Genomic DNA, 19,963 nt, shown 5'->3' on the forward strand with positions numbered 1-19,963 from the left:
GGTCAACCCGGCGCCGCGATGCTCAACGCGATGCCGGATTGCTCGCTCGCGCAGCGCGACACGTCGGCGAAGAACTCCCGCCCTTCTCGGGTGTCGAGCCAGCGCCCGTTCACGTGCTTGTAGTGGTAGCCGCCCGAGCGCGCGGCGAGCCACAGCTCGTGCAGCGGCGGCTGCGTGTTGATGACGAGCTTGCTGCCGTTCGGAAAGCTCAGCTGCAGCAAGCCGCCGGTGCGTTCGGCATCGATGTCGACCAGGTCGTCCTGCAGCCAGGCGTCGACGCTCGCCTCGATGCTCGACAGGATGGCGCCGGTCAACGCGTGGAACTGGGCATCGCTCAGGGGCGTGGGGACGATCTCGACAGTCATGGCCGGTAGAATTGTTCGCATGTTTCAGCAGCAGCGCAGTGTAGCGAGACGCCCATCCACACTGGGCGCATTGATGTCTTTGGCCACGGCGCTCGCGCTGGCGGCCTGTGGCCAGAAGGGCCCGTTGAAACTCCCGTCGCCCGCAGCCTCGGCCCCGGCCACCGCCGCATCGGCACCGCTCCCCGCCTCCGCCCCCTCGCCATGACCCTGCCCGGCTCGCCCCACATCGCCTACCGTGGCACCGACCTCTGCATCGAAGACTGCGCGCTGAACGACCTGGCGGACCGCTTCGGCACGCCGCTGTACGTGTACTCGCGCGCCGCGATGCTGGCCGCGCTCGGCAGCTACCAGCGCGCGCTCGCCGGCCGCGACCACCTGATCTGCTACGCGATGAAGGCCAACTCGAACCTGGCCGTGCTGCAGACCTTCGCGCAGGCCGGCTGCGGCTTCGACATCGTCTCCGGCGGCGAACTCAAGCGCGTGCTGGCGGCCGGCGCCCTGGCGTCGCGCATCGTGTTCTCGGGCGTCGGCAAGACCCGCACCGAGATGCGCGAGGCGCTCGACGCTGGCGTGATGTGCTTCAACGTCGAGAGCGAACCCGAGCTGGAACTGCTGTCGCAGGTGGCCGTCGAGAGCGGCCGCAACGCTCGCATCAGCCTGCGCGTGAACCCCGATGTCGACGCCGGCACCCACCCCTACATCTCCACCGGCCTGAAGGGCAACAAGTTCGGCATCGCGCACGAACGCGCGGTCGCGACCTACCAGCGCGCTGCCGCGCTGCCCGGCCTCGAGGTCGTCGGCATCGACTGCCACATCGGCTCGCAGATCACCGACGCCACGCCCTACCTCGATGCGCTCGACCGGCTGCTCGACCTCGTCGAGGCGGTCGAGGCGCATGGCATCCGGCTGCACCATGTCGACGTCGGCGGCGGGCTGGGCATCACCTACACCGACGAAACCCCGCCCGAGGCCGGCGTGCTGGTCGCGCAGCTGCTGGCGCGCATCGATGCCCGCGGCCACGGCCACCGCAAGGTGCTGTTCGAGCCGGGCCGCTCGCTGGTCGGCAATGCCGGCGTGCTGCTCGGCGAGGTGCTGTACCTGAAGCCCGGCGACGAGAAGAACTTCTGCATCGTCGACGCCGCGATGAACGACCTCGCCCGCCCGGCGATGTACGAAGCCTGGATGGCCATCGTGCCCTGCCGCACGCGGACCACGCCGGCCCTGACCTGGGACGTGGTCGGTCCGGTCTGCGAGTCGGGCGACTGGCTCGGCCGCGACCGCGCGCTGGCCGTGCAGCCCGGCGACCGCGTCGCGGTGCTGTCTGCCGGGGCCTATGGCATGAGCATGGCCAGCAACTACAACACGCGGCCGCGCGCCGCCGAGGTGCTGGTGTCGGGCTCGCAGGCCTGGCTGATCCGCGATCGGGAAGACGCTGCCGCGCTGTTTGCGGGGGAGCACCTGCTGCCCGGCTAGGTCCGTCCTTCCGCCACGGCGTGGCAGGCCACCTGGATGCCGTTGAGCGACAGCAGCGCCGGCCGCTCCGCCTTGCAGCGCTCGTTCGCATGCGGGCAACGCGGGTGGAACGAGCAGCCGCTCGGCGGGTTCAGCGGGTTCGGCACCTCGCCCTGCACCGGCGTGCGCGCGCGGCCGCTCATCGCGATGTCCGGGATCGCGTCCAGCAGCATCCGCGTGTACGGGTGGCGCGGCCGCGCGAAGATCTCGGCCTTCGGTGCCAGCTCGACGACGCGCCCGAGGTACATCACGCCAACCTGGTCGCTGACGTGCCGCACGACCGCCAGGTTGTGCGAGATGAACAGGTAGGTGAGCCCGCGGCTGCGCTGCAGGTCCTTCATGATGTTGAGCACCTGGGCCTGCACCGAGACGTCGAGTGCCGAGGTCGGCTCGTCGCAGACCAGGAACTCCGGCTCGGTGGCCAGCGCGCGCGCGATCGAGATGCGCTGCCGCTGCCCGCCGGAGAACTGGTGCGGAAACTTTTCCATGTCGGCGCTCGCGAGGCCGACCGACTGCAGCAGCTCGCCGACCTTGGCCTTCAGCTGCGCACGGTCGGTGATCAGGCCGTGCTCGGTCAGCGGTTCGCCGACGATCTGGTGCACCTTCCAGCGCGGGTTCAGGCTCGCGAACGGATCCTGGAAGATCATCTGCATGCGCCGCCGCAGCGCCGCCGCCGCCTGGCTCGCCAGCGTCAGCGCGATGTTCTTGTGCCCGAAGTGCACCTCGCCGGCCGTCGGTGCCTGCAGGCCGACCAGCAGCCGTGCGACGGTGCTCTTGCCGCAGCCCGATTCGCCGACCAGCGCCAGCGTGGTGCCGCGCTCGATCGAGAAGCTGATGCCGTCGACCGCATGCACCTGCTGCCGCGGCTTGCGTTCGATCACGCGATTGAGCCACGGGGCCGAGACGTCGAAGGTCTTCACCAGGTCGCGCACTTCCACCAGCACGTTCATTGCGCGGCTCCCGCGGCGGCCGTTGCAGCCGTGTCGTGCAGCCAGCAGGCGGCGCGCGTCGCGCCGGCCGCCAGCAGGTCGGGCCGCTCTTCGCGGCAGCGCTCGAACACCTTCGGGCAGCGCGGGTTGAACGCGCAGCCGCGCGGGATCGCGTTCAGCCGCGGCATCGCGCCGTCGATCTGCAGCAGGCGCTCGCGGTCGATATCCATCGCCGGGATCGAGCCCATCAGCCCGGCGGTGTACGGGTGCGCCGGCGCATGGATCACGTCGCCCACCGGGCCGATCTCGACAACCCGGCCGGCGTACATCACCGCGACGCGGTCGCAGGTCTCGGCGATCACGCCCATGTCGTGCGTGACCAGCATCACCGCCGCGCCGTGCTCCCGGCACAGCCGCTTCAGCAACGAAATGATCTGCGCCTGGATCGACACGTCCAGCGCGGTCGTCGGTTCGTCGGCGACGATCAGCTGCGGGCTGCCGGCCAGCGCGAGCGCGATCACGACGCGCTGGCGCATGCCGCCGGAGAACTGGTGCGGGTACTGGTCGATGCGCGCCTCGGCGGCCGGGATGCCGGTTTCCGCCAGCAGGTCGATCGCACGCCGGCGCGCCTGCGCCGCATCGAGCGGCAGGTGGGTCTGGATCGTCTCGATCAGCTGGCGGCCGATCGTGAACAGCGGGTTCAGCGAGGTCAGCGGGTCCTGGAAGATCGCGCCGATGTGCCTGCCGCGCATGCGGCGCATCTGCTCATACGGCAGCGTGTCGATGCGCTGACCTTGAAAGCGGATCTCGCCGGACGCCACGCGCCCGGGCGGATCGAGCAGGCCGATGATCGCGGCACCGGTCAGCGACTTGCCGGCCCCCGATTCGCCGACCACGCCGAGGATCTCGCCGGGCGCGATGTCGAACGACACGTCGTCCAGCGCCACCAGCGTGCCGCGCCGCGTCGGGAATTCGACGCGCAGGTTCTTCACTTCAAGCAGAGCGGTCATCTCAGTTTCGGGTTCAACGCATCCCGCAGCCAGTCGCCGAGCAGGTTCACGCTCAGCGCGATCATCACCAGCATCGCACCGGGATACAGCGTGATCCACCACTCGCCGGAGAACAGCAGGTCGTTGCCGACGCGGATCAAGGTGCCGAGCGACGGCGAGGTGGGCGGCACGCCAACACCGAGGAACGACAAGGTGGCCTCGATCAGGATCGCCGACGCGACCTGGATCGTCGCGAGCACCATCACCGGCCCGGTGACGTTGGGCAGCACGTGGCGGCGCATGATGCGCAGCGTCGGCACGCCGATCACGCGCGCGGCCTGCACGTACTCCTTGTTGCGCTCGACCAGCGTCGAGCCGCGCACCGTGCGTGCGTACTGCACCCAGCCGGTCAGCGAGATCGCGATGATCAGCACCGCGAACGCGAGCCCTTCGTGCGCGTTCGGGAACACCGCGCGACCGATGCCGTCGATCAGCAGCGCGACCAGGATCGACGGGAACGACAGCATCACGTCGCACAGCCGCATGATGAAGGCATCGGTCTTGCCGCCGACGAAGCCGGCCAGCAGCCCGAGCGACACGCCCACCGCGAGCGACACCAGCACCGACGCGACGCCCACCAGCAGCGAGATGCGCGAGCCGTACATCAGCGCCGACAGGATGTCGCGGCCCTGGTCGTCGGTGCCCAGCAGGTACTTCGAGCTGCCTTCGGGCAGCCAAGCCGGCGGCAGCCGCGAATCGGCGAGTTCGAGCGTCGCGAGGTCCATCGGGTTGTGCGGCGCGACCAGCTCGGCGAACAGCGCGCAGAAGATGCAGACGAACGCCACGACCGCGGCCACCATCGCGGTCGGCGAGCGGCGGAAGCTGTACCAGAGGTCGCCATCAAAGAACCGCCGCAGCGCGGACGTCATTTCACGACCACCCACTTGTAGGGCATGAAGTTGTCGGGCAGTTGCGTGAGCTCGACGTTCTTCTTCATCGCCGACGCGAGCGCCTGCTGGTGCAGCGGGATGTGGCCGACGTCGTTGGCATGCAGCTCGAACGCCTCCTTGATCATCGCGTTGCGCTTGCCCTGGTCGGTCTCGCTCTGGATCTTCAGCGTCAGCTCGTCGAGCTTCGGGTTGCTGTACGAGCCGAGGTTGAACTGGCCCTGGCCCTTGTCGGTGGGCGTGGCCATCAGCGAGGTCAGCGCGTTGTGGGCGTCGTAGGTGCTCGGGGTCCAGCCCAGCAGGTAGAAGCTGGTGTCGCGGCGCAGGATCTTCGGGAAGTAGGTGTTCTTGGTCTCGGTCTGCAGGTTGACCTTCACGCCGATGCGCGCCAGGTTGGCGGCCACCGCCTGGCAGATGTCGGCATCGTTGACGTAGCGGTCGTTCGGGCAGTTCAGGCCGACCTCGAAACCGGCCGGGTAGCCGGCCTCGGCCAGTAGCTTCTTCGCCGCATCGACGTCATAGGGCAGCCGCTTGTTCTGCTCCGGCGTGAAGCCGCGGATGCCCGGCCCCACCATCAGCGCCGACGGCAGCGACGCGCCGCGCATCACGCGGTTCTTGATCGTCTCGATGTCGATCGCCTGGTAGAAGGCCTGGCGCACGCGCTTGTCCTTGAACGGGTTCTTGCCCTTGACGCTCGAGAACTGCAGCTCGTCGCGCTTCTGGTCCATGCCGAGGAAGATGGTGCGCAGCTCGGGGCCTTGCGACACCTTCAGGTTCGGCGACGACTTGATGCGCTCGATGTCCTGCAGCGGCACTGGCTCGATCACGTCGACCTCGCCCGACAGCAGCGCCGCGACACGCGTGGGCGCGCTGCCGATCGGCGTGAAGATCACCTCGTCGACGTTGCCGTCGACCTTGCCCCAGTAGGTGCCGTTGCGGGTCAGCACGGTGCGCGCCGACGGCTGGCGTTCCTTCAGCCGGAACGGGCCGGTGCCGTTGGCCTTGAAGCTCGCGGTGTTCTCGATGCCCTTGCGGCGATCGACCGGGATCACCGCCTTGTTGTCCTCGCACCACTTCCTGCTCATGATGAAGACGTTGGTCAGCACGTCCGGCAGGATCGGGAACGGCGCGAGCGTCTCGATCTCGACCGTCAGCGGGCCGACCTTGCGCACCTCCTTGAACGGCGAGGTGTAGCTCTGCATGTCGGAGCCTTCGCCGGCCGCGCGCTTCAGCGAGAACACCACGTCGTCGGCCGTGAAGGGCGTGCCGTCGTGGAAGGTGACGCCCTTGCGCAGCTCGAAGCGCCACACCGTCGGCGAGGTCTGCTTCCATTCGGTGGCGAGGATCGGCGCGAGCGCGAGCTTCTTGTCGCGGCCGATCAGCGGCTCGTAGACATTGCCGGTGAAGGTGAGCTGCAGCGTTTCGTTCAGCGAATGCGGATCCATCGATTGCGCATCGCCCTGGTTGGCGACGCGCAAGGTCACGGCACCGGCCATGCCGCACGACAGGAACAGCGCAGCCGCGAGCAGGGTGGGGTTCAACTTCATCGTGGACTCCTTGGGGAATGGAAGAACTGCAGCGAGAACTACAGCGGCATTGCGCGCTCGACCAGGGTCGCGAGCAAGGCGCTGCCGAGCGGCAGGATCTCGTCGTTGAAGTCGTAGCGCGTGCTGTGCAGGAAGCAGCCGCCCTCGCCGCCCTGGCCGATGCGCAGGTAGGCGCCGGGGCGCGCCTGCAGCATGAACGAGAAGTCCTCGGCGCCCATGCTCGGCACCAGCTCGCGCACCACCTTGTCCTCGCCGACCAGGCTGGCGGCGACATCGGCCGCGAAGGCGGCCTCGCGCGGCGTGTTGATGGTGGCCGGGTAGACGCGCTGGTAGTCGAGGCTCGCGGTCGCGCCGAAGCCGAGCGCGATCGATTCGGCCAGCCGGCCCAGCCGCTCTTCGATCATGTCCTGAACCTCGCGCTTGAAGGTGCGCACCGTGCCCATCAGCCTGGCCTGGCGCGGGATCACGCTGAACGCGCCGAGGTCGCCGGCCTGCATCGCGCACAGGCTCACGACGGCGCTGTCGAGCGGGTTGACGCTGCGCGACACCAGGCTTTGCGCGGCGGTGATGATGTGCGCGGCGACCAGCACCGGGTCGATCGCCATGTACGGGTGCGCTCCGTGGCCGCCGCGGCCGTTGACGGTGATCTCGATGCGGTCGGCGGCCGCCATCATCGCGCCCATGTTCAGCCCGATGCAGCCGGGCTGCATGCTCGGCCAGTTGTGCATCGCGTAGACCGAGTCGACCGGGAAGCGGTCGAACAACCCGTCATCGATCATCGCCTTCGCGCCGGCAAAGCCTTCCTCGCCCGGCTGGAAGATCAGCACCGCGTCACCGGCGAACTGCCGGGTCTGGGCCAGGTAGCGCGCGGCGCCGACCAGCATCGCGGTGTGGCCGTCGTGGCCACAGCCGTGCATCAGGCCCTGGGTGGCCGAGCGCCACGGGAAGTCGTTCTCTTCGCGCATCGGCAGCGCGTCCATGTCGGCCCGCAGGCCGATCGACTTCGCGCCCTGCGCGCCGTTCGCCCCGGCCGCGCGGTTGCCGTGGATCACGCCGACCACGCCGGTCTTGCCGATGCCAGTGTGGATCTCGTCGACGCCGCAGACGCGCAGCGCCTCGACCACCTTGGAGGCGGTGCGCACCTCTTCGAAGCCCAGTTCGGGATGGGCGTGCAGGTCGCGGCGGAACGCCATCAGCTCGGGCTGCCAGCCGGCCAGCCGCTGGTAGGCGCCCGATGCGGCCAAGGGTGCTGATTCACGCATCATCAATGGGCTCCGGCCGTGCGCTCCACGCGCAGGCGCGGATCGACGGCAAAGTAGAGAAGATCGACGACCAGGTTGATCACCACGAAGATCAACGCGATCAGGCAGAGGTAGGCGGCCATCACCGGGATGTCGGCGAAGGTGACGGCCTGGATGAACAGCAGCCCCATGCCGGGCCACTGGAACACCTGCTCGGTGATGATGGCAAACGCGATCAGCGCGCCCAACTGCAGCCCGGTGATCGTGATCACCGGCACCAGCGTGTTGCGCAGCGCATGCGAGAAATAGACGACCCGGTTCGGCAGGCCGCGGGCGCGGGCGAACTTGATGTAGTCGGCGCGCAGCACCTCGAGCATCTCCGAGCGCACGAGCCGCATGATCAGCGTCAGCTGGAACGCGGCCAGCGTGATCGAGGGCAGGATCAGGTGACGCCAGCCGTCGACGGTGAAGAAGCCCGAGGTCCATGAGCCGAAGGCGATCACCTCGCCGCGCGAGAAGCTGGGCAGCCATTTCAGCGTGACGGCGAAGACGTAGATCAGCAGGATGCCGATCAGGAAGGTCGGCAGCGACACGCCGAGCAGCGAGAGCGTCATCAAGGCCTGTGACAGCGCGCTGCCGCGGCGCAGCGCTGCATAGACGCCGAACGGAATGCCGACCGCGAGCGCGAGGACCGCCGCCACCAGCGACAGCTCGAGTGTGGCCGGCAACCGCTCGACGATCAGCGACGAGACCTTGCGGCCCTGGCGCAGGCTCAGCCCGAACTCGCCTTGCACCGCATTGCCGACGAAGCGTGCGAACTGGATCGGAAACGGCTTGTCGAGCCCCAGATCGGCGCGCAGCTGTGCACGCTGCGCGGGCGTGGCCTCCTGGCCGAGCAGGTTGGTGACCGGGTCGCCGACGTACTGGAACAGCATGAAGGAGATGAAGGCCACCGACAGCATCACGACGATGGCTTGAAGGAGTCGGCGAATGATGAAGGCGAGCATGCGTGCGTGAGGGATCCCGCGTGACTTTACTTCCGAAGCAACTTCCGAACCGCCTCGGGCAAACGCGAGGCCCGCTGCAGCGCACGCATGAAAAAGGGCCGCTCGATGGCGGCCCTGGCTGGCGAAAAGCGTTGACGATCAGAAGCGGTGGCGCAGGCCGATCGTGAAGCCGTTGCGCTTCTGGGCGCCGTTGGCTGCGCCGCCGGCACCGTTCAGGCTGACATTGCCGGTCAGCTTGGTCGTATCGGCTTCGAGGTAGGCGTCGGTGCGCTTCGACAGCGCATAGTCGGCAGCGGCGGTCAGGAATTTCGCGGTGGCATCGGCCGATGCCAGCGGCCCGCTTTGCTTTGCATGGAAATAGTGGATGCCAAGGTTCAGTTCGGTCGTGGCCTGGAAGTTGGTGCCGACGCTCCAGATCTGGCGCTTGTCGGCCGCCAGGAATGCCGCGCCGCCGAAGCCACCGTTGGCGGAGCCGGTCCAGAAGGCACCGAGCGTCGCCCTGTCGATGGCTGTCAGACCGGAGTCGACCTTGTTCTCGCCCCAGCCGACATTGAAGTACCACGGGCCTGTCTTGTACGACGCACCGAAGGTCGTGGCCTTCAACTTCTTCTCCGAGGCGAACTCGTATTCTTCATAGCCCACGCCGGCACCGATGCCGCTGTCCGAATAGCGCAGGTAGCCGCCCACTGTCTTCCCACCGGTGGGCGAACCTTCTCCGGCCGACACCTGCAGTGCAGCACGCACCGGGCCGACTTCGATCAGGTACTTGACCATGTTGTCGGCGCGCGCGCCCACCGCGAAACCGATCTCGGGCTTGTAGGCCTCGAAGTAGGGCGAATAGGGATAGGACGCGTAGGTGCTGGTGACGACATCGAACAGCACGTTGTATTGCCGACCAAGGGTCACGCGACCGAAGCCGGTCTGCAAGCCGACCCAGGATTGTTGCCAGAACTGAGCGCCGGGCTGCGTGCCGTTGTCGGGCAGCAAGCGGTGTTCCAGATTGACCAGCGCCTTCATGCCGCCACCGAGGTCTTCGACGGTGTTGATGCCGAGACGGCTCTGTGACATGCCGCCGCCGATTTCGCGCCACATGCCTTGATCACCCCCGGAGTTCTGCTCATTCGACGTGTGTCGCACCGCCACGTCGACGATGCCGTAAATCGTGACACTCGACTGCGCGAATGCCGAAGAACCCATGGCAGCGAGTGCCGCAGTCACCAAGATCGTCTTTTTCACAGTTGTCTCCTGTTGTAGTAGTGAACGAATTCTTGTTGAATTAATTGTCACGGAAGCAGCACGGTCGTGCGCTTCCGTGTTGCTACACGTTCACTGGCGTAAACCTTGATTGCGACAAAGTGCTGATCGCTCTTGTTGTATCAATTCGTGTCACTCAGGCGACACGCCCATGAAAAAGGCCGCCCGAAGGCGGCCTTTGAACGAACTGCATCAGAGTGGCACGGCAAGCCGTGCCGCTGCGATCAGAACGAGTGGCGGATACCAGCTTCGAAGCCTTGCGACTTCTGGCCAGCAGCGATGTTCGGGAGGCTGGTGGCCGAACCACCGGCCACGGCGAACTTCGCAGCGCCCTTGTTCTTGATCTGGGCGTACGACGTGTACAGCGCAGTGCGCTTGGACAGGTCATAAATCGCGCCCAGCGAGAACTGGTTGGCATCGTCAGCATCGATGCTCGTGGCGCCGATCTTGCCCTTGGCGTCCACGCGCACGTAGTTCGCGCGCAGCGTAGTCGGGCCGAACGGCACCGAAACGCCCGCTTGAACCACGTTCTGCTTTGCGTCCAGGAACTTGGCTTGAGAAACAAAGCCCATGACCTTGACGACACCGAAGTCGTACGAAGCGCCGACGTTGCCCTTCTTGTACTTGTCTTCAGCTGCGTTGGCATCGGTCGTGCCGTAGGAGCCCGACACGTCCAACGGGCCGGCTGCATAGCCGACACGGCCGGCGACGTGCTTCTTGCCCGGGGTGCCTTCACCAGCCGCCACCGAAGCGCGAGCGTAGAAACCGCCCAGCGCCGGCGTGTAGTAGCTGACCATGTTGTCGGAACGAGTGGCCGTGTCAACCAGGGTTGCACCGACGGTCGAGGGAGCGTTGAAGTGACCGACGTCACCCACACCGTTCGTGCCCATCACGTCGTAGTCGGCAAAGCCCGTGTACGTTGCGGTCAGTTCGCGGCCGGCACGGATTTCACCGAAGTTGCCGAGCAGGCTGACGGTCGAACGACGGTGCCAGAAGCGGTTCGTGCCGTTGCTGGTGGTGCCGCCGTTACCCGAGTCGGCAGCGAAGCTCGTTTCCAGCCAGAAGCCAGCCTTCAGGCCGCCACCCAGGTCCTCGACACCGCGAAAGCCGAGGCGGCTGCTGTTGAGGCCGTCGGTGCTCAGCGACTTGATCTTCGAATCGCCATTCTTGGTGTAGCGAGCGTTGACGTCGACGATACCGAACAGCGTGACCGACGACTGCGCCGAAGCTGCACCGGCAAATGCGCCCAGAGCTGCGAGAACGAGTAGAGATTTTTTCATTGCGACGATCTCCTAAGTTGAACAAGAGGTCCCGGTCACCAGAATCCCCGCCGGGGACAGACCGAGCCAACCTCCTCAGTGGAAGTTGCCGTATTGCACCAGAGCGCGGCATGTAAGCAAAGGCTCGTCACGCCGCATTGGGGCCTTCTGTTGTCTGAGCACAACGTGCACGACATCGACACGAAAGCGTGCTTGCTGCGCTGGCGCAAGCCCGCACGACCGCTCGTTCGTGCTCGTTGGTTATCCTGCGCGCATGGCTTCCACTGCAACTTCCGGCCGCTCGCTGTCGCGCGTCGACCAATGGCTGGGCGCAGCCGACAGCGCGCTCAGAACCCTGGCCGCGCCGACACCCGGCGCTGCCTCGAAACCCACGCCGGCCCGCACGCTGCCGACCCTGACGCGCACCGAGCAGCAACTGTCCGGCGCCTTGATGCGCGTCAACCACGTGGGCGAGGTCTGCGCGCAGGCGCTCTACCAGGCGCAGGCGCTGACGGCGCGCGATCCGGCCTTGCGATCGCACTGCGAGGCCGCCGCGCGCGAAGAGGCCGACCACCTGTCGTGGACGCACCAGCGGCTGGTCGAACTGCAGGCGCACCGCAGCCTGCTGAACCCGCTCTGGTACGCCGGCGCCTTCGGCATCGGCTGGGTGGCCGGACTGGCGGGCGACCGCATCAGCCTCGGCTTCATCGTCGAGACCGAACGGCAGGTCGAGGCGCACCTGGCCGGCCACAACGAGCACCTGCCCGCCGCCGACGACGCATCGCGCGCCATCGTGCAACAAATGAAGGACGATGAAGCGCGCCACGCCGAAGACGCCCGCGCGGCCGGCGGCGCCACGCTGCCGTGGCCGGTGCGCGCCGCGATGCGGCTGGCGGCCCGGGTCATGACGGCCACTGCCCACCGCATCTGACGCGATCAGGCCTCGACGAGTTCGAAGCTGGTCGTGATCTCGGCCGTCTCGGCCAGCATGATGGTCGCCGAGCAGTACTTGTCGTGCGACATCTGGATCGCCCGCTCGACCGCCTGCGCCGGCAAGCCCGTGCCGCTGACGGTGAAGTGCAGGTGGATCTTCGTGAAGACCTTCGGATCGGCCGGCGCCCGCTCGGCCTGCAGCTTCACCTGGCAGCCGGTCACCTCGTGCCGGCCGCGCTTCAGGATCAGCACCACGTCGTAGGCGGTGCAGCCGCCGGTGCCGGCGAGCACCGTCTCCATCGGGCGTGGCGCCAGGTTGCGGCCACCGCCGTCGGGCGCGCCGTCCATCAGCAGCACATGGCCGCTGCCGGTCTCGGCGACCATGCCCATTCCGGTCGCGGGCATCCAGTTGATCGTGCATTCCATCGTCTGACTCCAGGCCTTCGGCAAAGCGCCCCAGCGGGCGCCCGGCATTGTGCATCCCGTCACGGCGGCACGCGCCGCGCGAGGGAGAACCCCCGCGCGGATATTGCAGCGCAACATGACTGCGGCTACACTCGCGCAATCGATGTCTTCCGGGACATCACCGTTTGTCTCCTCCACCTCCTCCATTGGTGGATTCAGCCCAAGTCAGCAATGACTTGGGCTTTTTTCTTGCCCGCGCTCTTGCCGGTGCGCTCAAGGTGCGGTTGGCGACCACTGACGTATCATCCGGCGCCCCCAGAACAACCCCTCCGAGGAGTCCCCCGATGGCTGGCGCCGCTCGCCCGAAGAAATCGTCGCGCCCCGCGCCCGCCCAAGCCGCCGGCTCGCCGCTCGGCCTCTCCGACTACCTGCAGAAAATCCTGACGGCCAAGGTCTATGACGTGGCCGTCGAGACCCCGCTCGAGGTCGCGCGCAGCCTCTCGAAGCGCGTCGGCAACCAGGTGCTGCTGAAGCGCGAGGACAGCCAGCCGGTGTTCAGCTTCAAGCTGCGCGGCGCGTACAACAAGATGGCGCACCTGGAGCCCGCGGCGCTGAAGCGCGGCGTGATCTGCGCCTCGGCCGGCAACCATGCGCAGGGCGTGGCGCTCGGCGCCCACAAGCTCGGCTGCCACGCCGTCGTGGTGATGCCGGTGACGACGCCGCGCGTGAAGATCGATGCCGTGCGGGCGCTCGGCGGCGAGGTCGTGCTGCATGGCGACAGCTATTCCGACGCCTACGTGCACGCGATCGAGCTCGAGAAAGCCCGCGGCCTCACCTTCGTGCACCCCTTCGACGACCCGGACGTGATCGCCGGCCAGGGCACCATCGCGATGGAGATCCTGCGCCAGCACCAGGGCCCGATCGACGCGGTGTTCGTCGCGATCGGCGGCGGCGGCCTGATCTCCGGCATCGCCGCGTACATCAAGGCGGTGCGGCCCGAGATCAAGGTGATCGGCGTGCAGACCACCGACTCCGACGCGATGCTGCGCTCGGTCAAGGCCGGCAAGCGCGTGCAGCTGACCGACGTCGGCCTGTTCTCGGATGGCACCGCGGTCAAGCTGGTCGGCGAGGAGACCTTCCGGCTGACGCGCGAGCTGGTCGACGACTTCGTGCTGGTCGACACCGACGCGGCGTGCGCCGCCATCAAGGACGTGTTCCAGGACACCCGCAGCATCCTCGAGCCGGCCGGCGCGCTGGGCGTGGCGGCCATCAAGCAGTACGCCGAGACGCACAAGCTGAAGGGTCGCACGCTGGTCGCGATCACCACCGGCGCCAACATGAACTTCGACCGGCTGCGCTTCGTCGCGGAGCGCGCCGAGGTCGGCGAAGAGCGCGAGGCGCTGTTCGCGGTGACGATCCCCGAGGAGCACGGCAGCTTCCGCCGCCTGTGCGAGCTGATCGGCGCGCGCAGCGTCACCGAATTCAACTACCGCATCTCGGACGCGAACCAGGCCCATGTGTTCGTCGGCCTGGCCACCAGCAACCGCGGCGAGTCGGCGAAGATCACGCGCAGCTTCGACAAGCACGGCTTCGCGACCGTCGACCTGACCGACGACGAGCTGGCCAAGCAGCACGTGCGCCACATGGTCGGCGGGCGCAGCGAACTCGCACGCGACGAGCGGCTGTACCGCTTCGTGTTCCCCGAGCGTCCGGGCGCGCTGATGCGCTTCCTGTCGTCGATGCACCCGGACTGGAACATCAGCCTGTTCCACTACCGCAACCAGGGCGCCGACTACGGCCGCATCCTGGTCGGCATCCAGGTGCCGCGCGGCGACAAGAAGGCCTTCAAGGAATTCCTCGAAGGCCTGGCCTACCCGTGCGTCGACGAGACCGACAACCCGGTCTACCGCCTGTTCCTGCGTTGAGAACCACCGTGCGCACGCAACCCATGCAGTCTAGGGGTGACATGGCATTGCCGAGGCGGCGAACGCTGCCCCACAATCCACGCTCGACAGTCGAATTCGAAGCCAGCGAAGTGACGGTGAGGCCAGGGCGAATTCCATGACGACCGCTCCGGCACGACCCAACAACCTGCCCATGTCCGTCAACCGATCACTGATCTCTCCCACGGCCAATCCCCTTCTCGAGCAGGCGTTGCGCGAGAAGCTCAAGCGCCGCAGCGAGGTGACCGGCAACCTGGGCGAGCTCGAGCCGCTGGCGGTGCGCCTGGGGCTGATCCAGAACACGCTGAAGCCGCGTTTCAGTGCGCCGCAGATCGCGCTGTTCGCGTCCGACCACGGCCTGGCGGTCGACGGCATCAGCCCGGTCGGCCAGCCGTCGACGGCCAGGCTGGTGCAGAACCTGCTGGCCTCGCAGCTGCCGGTGTCGGTGTTCGCGCGCATCCAGGGGCTGGAGCTGAGCGTCGTCGACTGCGGCGTCGCCGAGGCGGTGGCACCGCACCCGCGGCTGATGGCCCGCAAGATCGCCCACGGCACGCGCAACGCACGGGTCAACGTCGCGATGACGCTCGACCAGGCGCATGCCGCGATCCGCGCCGGCATGGAGATCGCCGATGCGCTGCCCGGCAACGTGATCGCCTGCGCCGGCGTCGGCGTCGGCTCGCACGAGAGTGCGGCGCTGGTGCTGTCGGGCCTGTCCGGCGAGCCGATCCGCGACCTGGTATTCGGCGGCCCCGGTGCACGCGCCGACCACGAGGCCCGCTTGCTGATGGTGCTGCAGGGCGCGCAGGGTCGTCACCGCGACGTCACCGACCCGGTCGAGGTGCTGGCGGCCTACGGTGGTTTCGAGATCGCGATGATGGTGGGCGTGATGCTCGTCGCATCGAGCAAGCGCCACCTGATCATGGCCGACGGCGTACCGGCCTGCGCCGCGCTGATGGTGGCCTCGCGCATCGCGCCGACCGTGACCGACTACACCGTCTTCTGCCGCAGCCACAGCCATCCGGGCCTGACGCAGACGCTGGGCCTGTTCCATGCGCTCGCGTTGCTCGAACTGGGCATGGAGAGCACCGACGGCACCGGCGCGACGCTGGCGTGGCCGCTGGTGCGCAGCGCCGCGGCGCTGCTGACGGAAGTGGCGGAGGGTGAGGATCCCGGGCCGTCGCTGCCGGCGGAGTTCGGCCCGAACGGCCCTTCAGGACCCGGCCGCTTCAACTGAAGGTCAGCGGCTCTGGTCAGCGCGCCGTTTCGCCCGGTTTCACATACGGTGCGCGCGGGCGCCCCATGTTGTTGCCACCCTTCGACTGCGACGTCGGCGGCGGCGGAATGGCACCCTGCACCGCAGGCATCGGCGGTGCCGGCTGCATCTGCGGCGCTGCGGGCTGCATCGGCGGCGGATTCGATTGCATCGATGCGGTGTCGACCGGCGGCAGGCTCCCAGTGGCCGGCGGCGGCAGCGCCGGGATCTCCAGCACCAGCGCCGGCGTGCCCTGCATCGGCCCGATCGATGCGGTGCGCAGGCTCACGGTCTGCAGCACCCAGTTCTCGTCGACGCGGGCGCCGGCGAGGAAGGCCCGAGCCGGCTTGCCGTCGACCGCGATCAGCGCGACCCCCGGGGCCGACCCTTCGGGCCCGGTCTTCGCGGCCATCACGCCGATCAGCTTGAAGCGGTTCGCGGCCGGCGACACCTCGGCCACGGCCGCGACCGGTTCGGCGCCGAGCAGGCGTGTCAGGTCACCCCGCAGGCCGACGGAGGTGGCCACCGTCACCGCATTGGAGGGCGCAGGGGTCGGCCGCACGAACAGGCGCATCCCCCAAAACACGATGGATCCGGCCACCAAGGCCCAGATTACGAAAGCCGACAATCTCGCAGTCATTCGACGATTATGATTGATCGTTCACCTCCGAACGGTAACGTGATTGTTGCTGACACTCCTATGACCCGAGCCTCTCTTCAAGCCCCGCGTCGCCACCGCGGCTTCACGCTGATCGAACTGATGGTCGTGCTGGTGATCATCGGCGTGCTGGCCGCGCTGATCGTCCCGAACGTGCTGGACCGCGCCGCCGAAGCGCGCGTCACCGCCGCCCGCACCGACGTCAACAACCTGATGCAGGCGCTCAAGCTCTACAAGCTCGACAACCAGCGCTACCCGTCCGGCGAGCAGGGCCTGCAGGCGCTGGTCGTCAAGCCGACCGCCGGCACCATCCCGCCGAACTGGAAGCCCTACCTCGACAAGCTGCCCAACGATCCGTGGGGCAAGCCGTATCAATACGCCAACCCGGGCGTGAAAGGCGAGATCGATGTCTACAGCCTCGGTGCCGATGGCCAGGTGGGCGGTGAAGGCAAAGACGCCGAAGTCGGCTCCTGGCAATGACCCGTGCGGCGGCCCGGTGATTGCGCGCCGGGCGCACGCGGGCGGCTTCACGCTGATCGAACTGCTGGTGGTGGTGACGCTGATCGCCATCGCGTCGGCGGTGGCGAGCCTGTCGATCCGCAATCCGGCCAGCACCCGGCTCGACCACGAAGCCGCGCGGCTGGTGGCGCTGCTCGAATCGGCGCGTGCCGCATCGCGCGCCTCGGGCATCCCGGTGACCTGGCTGCCGCGTGCCGCCGAGCCGAACGCCGCCGAAGGCTTCCGCTTCGTCGGCCTGCCGACCACCAACGACCTGCCGACCAAATGGCTGACGCCCGAAGTTTCCGCCGACATCGCCGGTGCCAAGGCCATCGTGCTCGGTCCTGAGCCGTTGATCGGCGCCCAGCGCATCGTGCTGCACCTCGACGACCAGAGCGTCGCGCTCGGCACCGACGGCCTCGGGCCCTTCGTGGTGCTCGACAACGAGCAGGTCGCGCAGCCATGACCACACGCCGCCGGCATCACGGCACCGCAGCCGGCTTCACGCTGATCGAGGTGCTGGTGGCGCTGGCCATCATCGCGGTCACGCTCGGGGCCGGCATCAAGGCCGCCGGCGCGCTGACCAACAACACGCAGCGCCTGGTCGAGGTCACGGCGGCCCAGTGGTGCGCCGAAAACCAGCTCACCGGGCTGAAGCTCAGCCACACCTTCCCGAGCGTCGGCGATTCGGAGTTCAGCTGCGACCAGTTCGGCGCCAGCTACAAGGGCAAGCAGGCCACGCGGCCGACGCCGAACCCGAACTTCCGGCGCGTCGATGCGCAGATCTTCAACGAGGACGACCAGCCGGTGCTGACGCTCTCGACCATCCTGCCGCGCTGATGGACACCCGCCCCCTGCCCGTCCCCCGCACCGGCGGCTTCACGCTGATCGAGGTGCTGGTCGCGATGACCATCATGGCGATCGTCGCGATCATGTCGTGGCAGGGCGTCGACGGCATCGTGCGGGCCCGCACCGCGAGCCAGCAGCGGCTCGAGCAGGTGCTGCGCGTCAGCAGCGTGCTCGCGCAATGGGAACAAGACCTCGATTCCGCGCAGGACAGCGGCGTGCTGCCGAGCGCGATGGCCTTCGACGGCGCGTCGATGCGCGTCACGCGGCGCGTGCCCGGCGGCCTGCAGATGGTGGTGTGGTCGCTGCGCGGCGGCACCTGGCTGCGCTGGGCCGGCCCGGTCGTCACGACGGCCGCCGAGCTGCAGCAGAACTGGATGTCGAGCCAGCAGTTCCTCGGCAGCGAGGTCGGCCAGCTGCGCACGCTGACGAACCTGACCGACTGGCAGGTGTATTACTACCGCGGCAATGCCTGGACCAATGCGCAGTCCAGCGCCGACCCCACGCAGGCGACGCCCGGACAGCCGAACCCTCCCAGCGGCGTCACCACCCCGCTGCCGCAGGGCGTGCGGCTGGTGCTGAGCTTCGGCGAAGGCAGCGGCTTCTCCGGCAATGTCACGCGCGACGTGACGATCGGTCCGCAATGACGCGCCACCCCACCACCCCGGCATCCCTCCAGCGCGGCGCCGCGCTGCTGATGGCGATGATCATCGTCACGCTGATCGCGACGCTGGCGGTGTCGATGGTCTGGCAGCAATGGCGCGCGGTGCAGGTCGAGACCGCCGAGCGCTCGCGCTCGCAGTCCGCCTGGATGCTCTCCGGCGCGCTCGACTGGTCGCGCATCATCCTGAAGGAAGACGCCAAGTCCGGCGGCTCCGACAACCTCGGCGAACCCTGGGCGGTGCCGCTCGAGGAAGCGCGGCTGTCCACCTTCCTGGCGGCCGACAAGGACAACACCGACGACGCGCCCGAAGCCTTCCTGTCCGGCGGCATCACCGACCTGCAGGCGCGCTTCAACCTGAGCAACCTGGTCGACGGCGGCAAGGTCAGCGAGCCCGACCTGCTGGCATTCCGCCGGCTGTGCGAGCGTGCCAACGTCGCGGTGACGGTGGCCGACAACCTCGCGAAGGGCCTGCTGCTGGCGACGCCGCCGGTGCCCGGCGCCAGCGCCCCGGCCGGCGGCACCGCCAACGCGCCGCTGCTGCCGAAGCGCTTCGACCAGCTGACCTGGCTGGGCGTCGATGGCGCGGCGCTCGCCCGGCTCGAGCCCTACATCACCATCCTGCCGACGCGCACGCCGATCAACGCCAACACCGCCAGCAAGGAAGTGCTGGCCGCGGTGATCCCGGGCGTCGACCTGGGCACCGCCGAGCGCTTGGTGCAGGTGCGGCTGCGCACGCCGTTCAAGACACCGGCCGACATCAAGTCGCAGCTGCCCGGCACCGCCCCCGAGTTGAACCCGGCGCAGGTCGGCGTGAACACCAGCTACTTCGAGGTGCGCGGCCGGCTGCGCCTGACCGACCAGGTGCTCGAGCAGCGCTCGGTGGTGGAACGCCGCGGCACCACCGTCACCCCGTTGTCGCGGGAGCGCGTGAGTTCGATGGACAGCAGCAATTGACAAGCACTCGCAGCGCCGCCACGCTGTCGCAGGAACTACTACAACAAGACACCGTAAGTCGTTGATTTGTTAAGGTTTGCGCGCGCCGCATGCCTACAATGCCGCAGCCAACATCGCGCCCCCCATGAGCACACTCGTCATCCAGATCCCGCCCCGCCCCCGGATGCGCGCCAGCGCCCAGGGCCCGGCCGGCGTGGACGGCGCGGGCATCGAGTACGTCTACGCGATGTCGCCGGACGGCCTCTCGATGGCCACCCAGGGCCGCTGCGCCGCGTCGCTGCTGCCGAAGGCGAACGTCGTCGTCGCCGTGCTGGCCGACACCGACGTCAGCTGGCACCGCATCACGCTGCCGAAGGCCCCTGCCGCGCGGCTGCGCGCCGCCCTCACCGGCGTGCTCGAAGAAGCCCTGCTCGACGATGCCGAAGGCGTGCACCTGGCCGTCGCGCCCGAGGCCGTTGCCGGCCAGCCGACCTGGATCGCGGCGGTCGACCGCCTGTGGCTCACCGGCGAACTGGCCGCGCTCGAAAAAGCGCAGGTCTTCGTCGACCGCCTGGTGCCGGTCGCCTGGCCCGATGATCCGCCGACCGGGCACTTCGCCGAGAGCGGTGCCGACCCGCAGGGCGCCCGCGGCGCCGAAGCCATCACGCTGAGCTGGGCGCACCACGACGGTGTCGTGCTCGTCGGCCTGCAAGGCACGCTCGCGCGGGCGCTGCTGCCGCTGCCGCTGCCCGACGGCGCCCGCTGGAGCGCCACCCCGGCC

At 68.3% G+C, this 19,963-nt stretch carries 22 protein-coding genes; 11 read left to right on the forward strand and 11 right to left on the reverse strand.

Annotated elements, in window-relative coordinates; genetic code table 11:
• Positions 1 to 2: 2 nt before the first annotated feature.
• Positions 3 to 365, reverse strand: a complete 363-nt coding sequence (cyaY, locus tag ACXJLU_RS10225) for an iron donor protein CyaY (protein WP_083613804.1) — start codon at positions 363 to 365, stop codon at positions 3 to 5.
• Between the two features lie 73 nt (positions 366 to 438).
• Here cyaY and lptM point away from each other — a divergent pair, with 73 nt between their 5' ends.
• Both lptM and lysA read left to right on the forward strand, forming a co-directional pair.
• Positions 439 to 570 carry an LPS translocon maturation chaperone LptM gene (lptM, locus tag ACXJLU_RS10230; protein WP_457330468.1) on the forward strand — a complete coding sequence of 44 codons (132 nt, stop codon included), beginning with the start codon at positions 439 to 441 and terminating at the stop codon, positions 568 to 570.
• Entirely contained in the window at positions 567 to 1,838 is a 1,272-nt protein-coding gene (lysA, locus tag ACXJLU_RS10235; RefSeq protein WP_457330470.1) for a diaminopimelate decarboxylase, read from the forward strand. The genes lptM and lysA overlap by 4 nt, the downstream gene beginning before the upstream one ends.
• Here the strand turns inward: lysA and ACXJLU_RS10240 are convergent.
• The 8 genes from ACXJLU_RS10240 to ACXJLU_RS10275 form a co-directional block, all read right to left on the reverse strand.
• Positions 1,835 to 2,827, reverse strand: coding sequence for an ABC transporter ATP-binding protein (locus ACXJLU_RS10240; RefSeq protein WP_457330472.1), 993 nt, complete (start codon positions 2,825 to 2,827; stop codon positions 1,835 to 1,837). The genes lysA and ACXJLU_RS10240 overlap by 4 nt on opposite strands.
• Positions 2,824 to 3,816 carry an ABC transporter ATP-binding protein gene (locus ACXJLU_RS10245; protein ID WP_457330474.1) on the reverse strand — a complete coding sequence of 331 codons (993 nt, stop codon included), beginning with the start codon at positions 3,814 to 3,816 and terminating at the stop codon, positions 2,824 to 2,826. Before ACXJLU_RS10245 ends, ACXJLU_RS10240 begins: the two co-directional genes overlap by 4 nt.
• Complete coding sequence (locus ACXJLU_RS10250; protein ID WP_457330476.1) at positions 3,813 to 4,724, reverse strand: ABC transporter permease; 912 nt, start codon at positions 4,722 to 4,724, stop codon at positions 3,813 to 3,815. Before ACXJLU_RS10250 ends, ACXJLU_RS10245 begins: the two co-directional genes overlap by 4 nt.
• Positions 4,721 to 6,289, reverse strand: coding sequence for an ABC transporter substrate-binding protein (locus ACXJLU_RS10255; RefSeq protein WP_457330478.1), 1,569 nt, complete (start codon positions 6,287 to 6,289; stop codon positions 4,721 to 4,723). Before ACXJLU_RS10255 ends, ACXJLU_RS10250 begins: the two co-directional genes overlap by 4 nt.
• A gap of 38 nt (positions 6,290 to 6,327) precedes the next feature.
• Positions 6,328 to 7,554, reverse strand: coding sequence for a M20 aminoacylase family protein (locus ACXJLU_RS10260; protein WP_457330480.1), 1,227 nt, complete (start codon positions 7,552 to 7,554; stop codon positions 6,328 to 6,330).
• Complete coding sequence (locus ACXJLU_RS10265; RefSeq protein WP_457330482.1) at positions 7,554 to 8,537, reverse strand: ABC transporter permease; 984 nt, start codon at positions 8,535 to 8,537, stop codon at positions 7,554 to 7,556. The genes ACXJLU_RS10260 and ACXJLU_RS10265 overlap by 1 nt, the downstream gene beginning before the upstream one ends.
• A gap of 138 nt (positions 8,538 to 8,675) precedes the next feature.
• Positions 8,676 to 9,773, reverse strand: coding sequence for a porin (locus tag ACXJLU_RS10270; protein WP_457330484.1), 1,098 nt, complete (start codon positions 9,771 to 9,773; stop codon positions 8,676 to 8,678).
• Positions 9,774 to 10,015: 242 nt separating this feature from the next.
• A complete protein-coding gene (locus ACXJLU_RS10275; protein WP_457330486.1) occupies positions 10,016 to 11,071 on the reverse strand; it encodes a porin in 1,056 nt (351 codons plus the stop codon).
• A 253-nt stretch (positions 11,072 to 11,324) separates the two neighbouring features.
• Between ACXJLU_RS10275 and coq7 the strand changes: the two genes are divergently transcribed.
• Positions 11,325 to 11,981 carry a 2-polyprenyl-3-methyl-6-methoxy-1,4-benzoquinone monooxygenase gene (coq7, locus tag ACXJLU_RS10280; RefSeq protein WP_073462365.1) on the forward strand — a complete coding sequence of 219 codons (657 nt, stop codon included), beginning with the start codon at positions 11,325 to 11,327 and terminating at the stop codon, positions 11,979 to 11,981.
• 5 nt (positions 11,982 to 11,986) lie between these two features.
• Here coq7 and ACXJLU_RS10285 read toward each other — a convergent pair whose 3' ends face one another.
• Positions 11,987 to 12,409, reverse strand: coding sequence for an OsmC family protein (locus ACXJLU_RS10285; protein ID WP_457330488.1), 423 nt, complete (start codon positions 12,407 to 12,409; stop codon positions 11,987 to 11,989).
• 323 nt (positions 12,410 to 12,732) lie between these two features.
• Here ACXJLU_RS10285 and ilvA point away from each other — a divergent pair, with 323 nt between their 5' ends.
• Both ilvA and ACXJLU_RS10295 read left to right on the forward strand, forming a co-directional pair.
• Positions 12,733 to 14,313 (forward strand): threonine ammonia-lyase, biosynthetic, encoded by a 1,581-nt coding sequence (gene ilvA / locus ACXJLU_RS10290; RefSeq protein ID WP_457330490.1) that lies wholly within the window; start codon positions 12,733 to 12,735, stop codon positions 14,311 to 14,313.
• A gap of 172 nt (positions 14,314 to 14,485) precedes the next feature.
• On the forward strand, positions 14,486 to 15,565 hold the full coding sequence (locus ACXJLU_RS10295; RefSeq protein WP_457330492.1) for a nicotinate-nucleotide--dimethylbenzimidazole phosphoribosyltransferase: 1,080 nt from the start codon (positions 14,486 to 14,488) through the stop codon (positions 15,563 to 15,565).
• A 16-nt stretch (positions 15,566 to 15,581) separates the two neighbouring features.
• Here ACXJLU_RS10295 and ACXJLU_RS10300 read toward each other — a convergent pair whose 3' ends face one another.
• Positions 15,582 to 16,109 (reverse strand): hypothetical protein, encoded by a 528-nt coding sequence (locus tag ACXJLU_RS10300; RefSeq protein ID WP_457330494.1) that lies wholly within the window; start codon positions 16,107 to 16,109, stop codon positions 15,582 to 15,584.
• A gap of 174 nt (positions 16,110 to 16,283) precedes the next feature.
• Between ACXJLU_RS10300 and gspG the strand changes: the two genes are divergently transcribed.
• The 6 genes from gspG to ACXJLU_RS10330 all read left to right on the forward strand — a co-directional run.
• Positions 16,284 to 16,721 (forward strand): type II secretion system major pseudopilin GspG, encoded by a 438-nt coding sequence (gene gspG / locus ACXJLU_RS10305; RefSeq protein WP_073462360.1) that lies wholly within the window; start codon positions 16,284 to 16,286, stop codon positions 16,719 to 16,721.
• Complete coding sequence (locus tag ACXJLU_RS10310; protein ID WP_235002019.1) at positions 16,648 to 17,205, forward strand: prepilin-type N-terminal cleavage/methylation domain-containing protein; 558 nt, start codon at positions 16,648 to 16,650, stop codon at positions 17,203 to 17,205. The genes gspG and ACXJLU_RS10310 overlap by 74 nt, the downstream gene beginning before the upstream one ends.
• Positions 17,202 to 17,579, forward strand: coding sequence for a type II secretion system minor pseudopilin GspI (gspI, locus tag ACXJLU_RS10315; protein ID WP_457330497.1), 378 nt, complete (start codon positions 17,202 to 17,204; stop codon positions 17,577 to 17,579). The genes ACXJLU_RS10310 and gspI overlap by 4 nt, the downstream gene beginning before the upstream one ends.
• The gene (locus tag ACXJLU_RS10320) at positions 17,579 to 18,232 is read left to right on the forward strand and encodes a prepilin-type N-terminal cleavage/methylation domain-containing protein (protein ID WP_457330499.1); all 654 of its coding nucleotides are present in this window, start codon (positions 17,579 to 17,581) and stop codon (positions 18,230 to 18,232) included. Before gspI ends, ACXJLU_RS10320 begins: the two co-directional genes overlap by 1 nt.
• A complete protein-coding gene (gene gspK / locus ACXJLU_RS10325) occupies positions 18,229 to 19,203 on the forward strand; it encodes a type II secretion system minor pseudopilin GspK (protein ID WP_457330501.1) in 975 nt (324 codons plus the stop codon). The genes ACXJLU_RS10320 and gspK overlap by 4 nt, the downstream gene beginning before the upstream one ends.
• Positions 19,204 to 19,327: 124 nt before the next feature.
• The coding region (locus ACXJLU_RS10330; protein ID WP_457330503.1) for a type II secretion system protein GspL at positions 19,328 to 19,963 on the forward strand (636 nt) is incomplete at its 3' end.

The sequence above is a fragment of the Rhizobacter sp. P5_C2 genome (genome assembly GCF_054049715.1).

Bases quoted from the DNA above. Each gene is read 5' to 3' on its own strand.
- cyaY (WP_083613804.1), bottom strand. From the start codon at position 365: ATGACTGTCGAGATCGTCCCCACGCCCCTGAGCGATGCCCAGTTCCAC.
- lptM (WP_457330468.1), top strand. From the start codon at position 439: ATGTCTTTGGCCACGGCGCTCGCGCTGGCGGCCTGTGGCCAGAAGGGC.
- lysA (WP_457330470.1), top strand. From the start codon at position 567: ATGACCCTGCCCGGCTCGCCCCACATCGCCTACCGTGGCACCGACCTC.
- ACXJLU_RS10240 (WP_457330472.1), bottom strand. From the start codon at position 2,827: ATGAACGTGCTGGTGGAAGTGCGCGACCTGGTGAAGACCTTCGACGTC.
- ACXJLU_RS10245 (WP_457330474.1), bottom strand. From the start codon at position 3,816: ATGACCGCTCTGCTTGAAGTGAAGAACCTGCGCGTCGAATTCCCGACG.
- ACXJLU_RS10250 (WP_457330476.1), bottom strand. From the start codon at position 4,724: ATGACGTCCGCGCTGCGGCGGTTCTTTGATGGCGACCTCTGGTACAGC.
- ACXJLU_RS10255 (WP_457330478.1), bottom strand. From the start codon at position 6,289: ATGAAGTTGAACCCCACCCTGCTCGCGGCTGCGCTGTTCCTGTCGTGC.
- ACXJLU_RS10260 (WP_457330480.1), bottom strand. From the start codon at position 7,554: ATGATGCGTGAATCAGCACCCTTGGCCGCATCGGGCGCCTACCAGCGG.
- ACXJLU_RS10265 (WP_457330482.1), bottom strand. From the start codon at position 8,537: ATGCTCGCCTTCATCATTCGCCGACTCCTTCAAGCCATCGTCGTGATG.
- ACXJLU_RS10275 (WP_457330486.1), bottom strand. From the start codon at position 11,071: ATGAAAAAATCTCTACTCGTTCTCGCAGCTCTGGGCGCATTTGCCGGT.
- coq7 (WP_073462365.1), top strand. From the start codon at position 11,325: ATGGCTTCCACTGCAACTTCCGGCCGCTCGCTGTCGCGCGTCGACCAA.
- ACXJLU_RS10285 (WP_457330488.1), bottom strand. From the start codon at position 12,409: ATGGAATGCACGATCAACTGGATGCCCGCGACCGGAATGGGCATGGTC.
- ilvA (WP_457330490.1), top strand. From the start codon at position 12,733: ATGGCTGGCGCCGCTCGCCCGAAGAAATCGTCGCGCCCCGCGCCCGCC.
- ACXJLU_RS10295 (WP_457330492.1), top strand. From the start codon at position 14,486: ATGTCCGTCAACCGATCACTGATCTCTCCCACGGCCAATCCCCTTCTC.
- gspG (WP_073462360.1), top strand. From the start codon at position 16,284: ATGACCCGAGCCTCTCTTCAAGCCCCGCGTCGCCACCGCGGCTTCACG.
- ACXJLU_RS10310 (WP_235002019.1), top strand. From the start codon at position 16,648: ATGTCTACAGCCTCGGTGCCGATGGCCAGGTGGGCGGTGAAGGCAAAG.
- gspI (WP_457330497.1), top strand. From the start codon at position 17,202: ATGACCACACGCCGCCGGCATCACGGCACCGCAGCCGGCTTCACGCTG.
- ACXJLU_RS10320 (WP_457330499.1), top strand. From the start codon at position 17,579: ATGGACACCCGCCCCCTGCCCGTCCCCCGCACCGGCGGCTTCACGCTG.
- gspK (WP_457330501.1), top strand. From the start codon at position 18,229: ATGACGCGCCACCCCACCACCCCGGCATCCCTCCAGCGCGGCGCCGCG.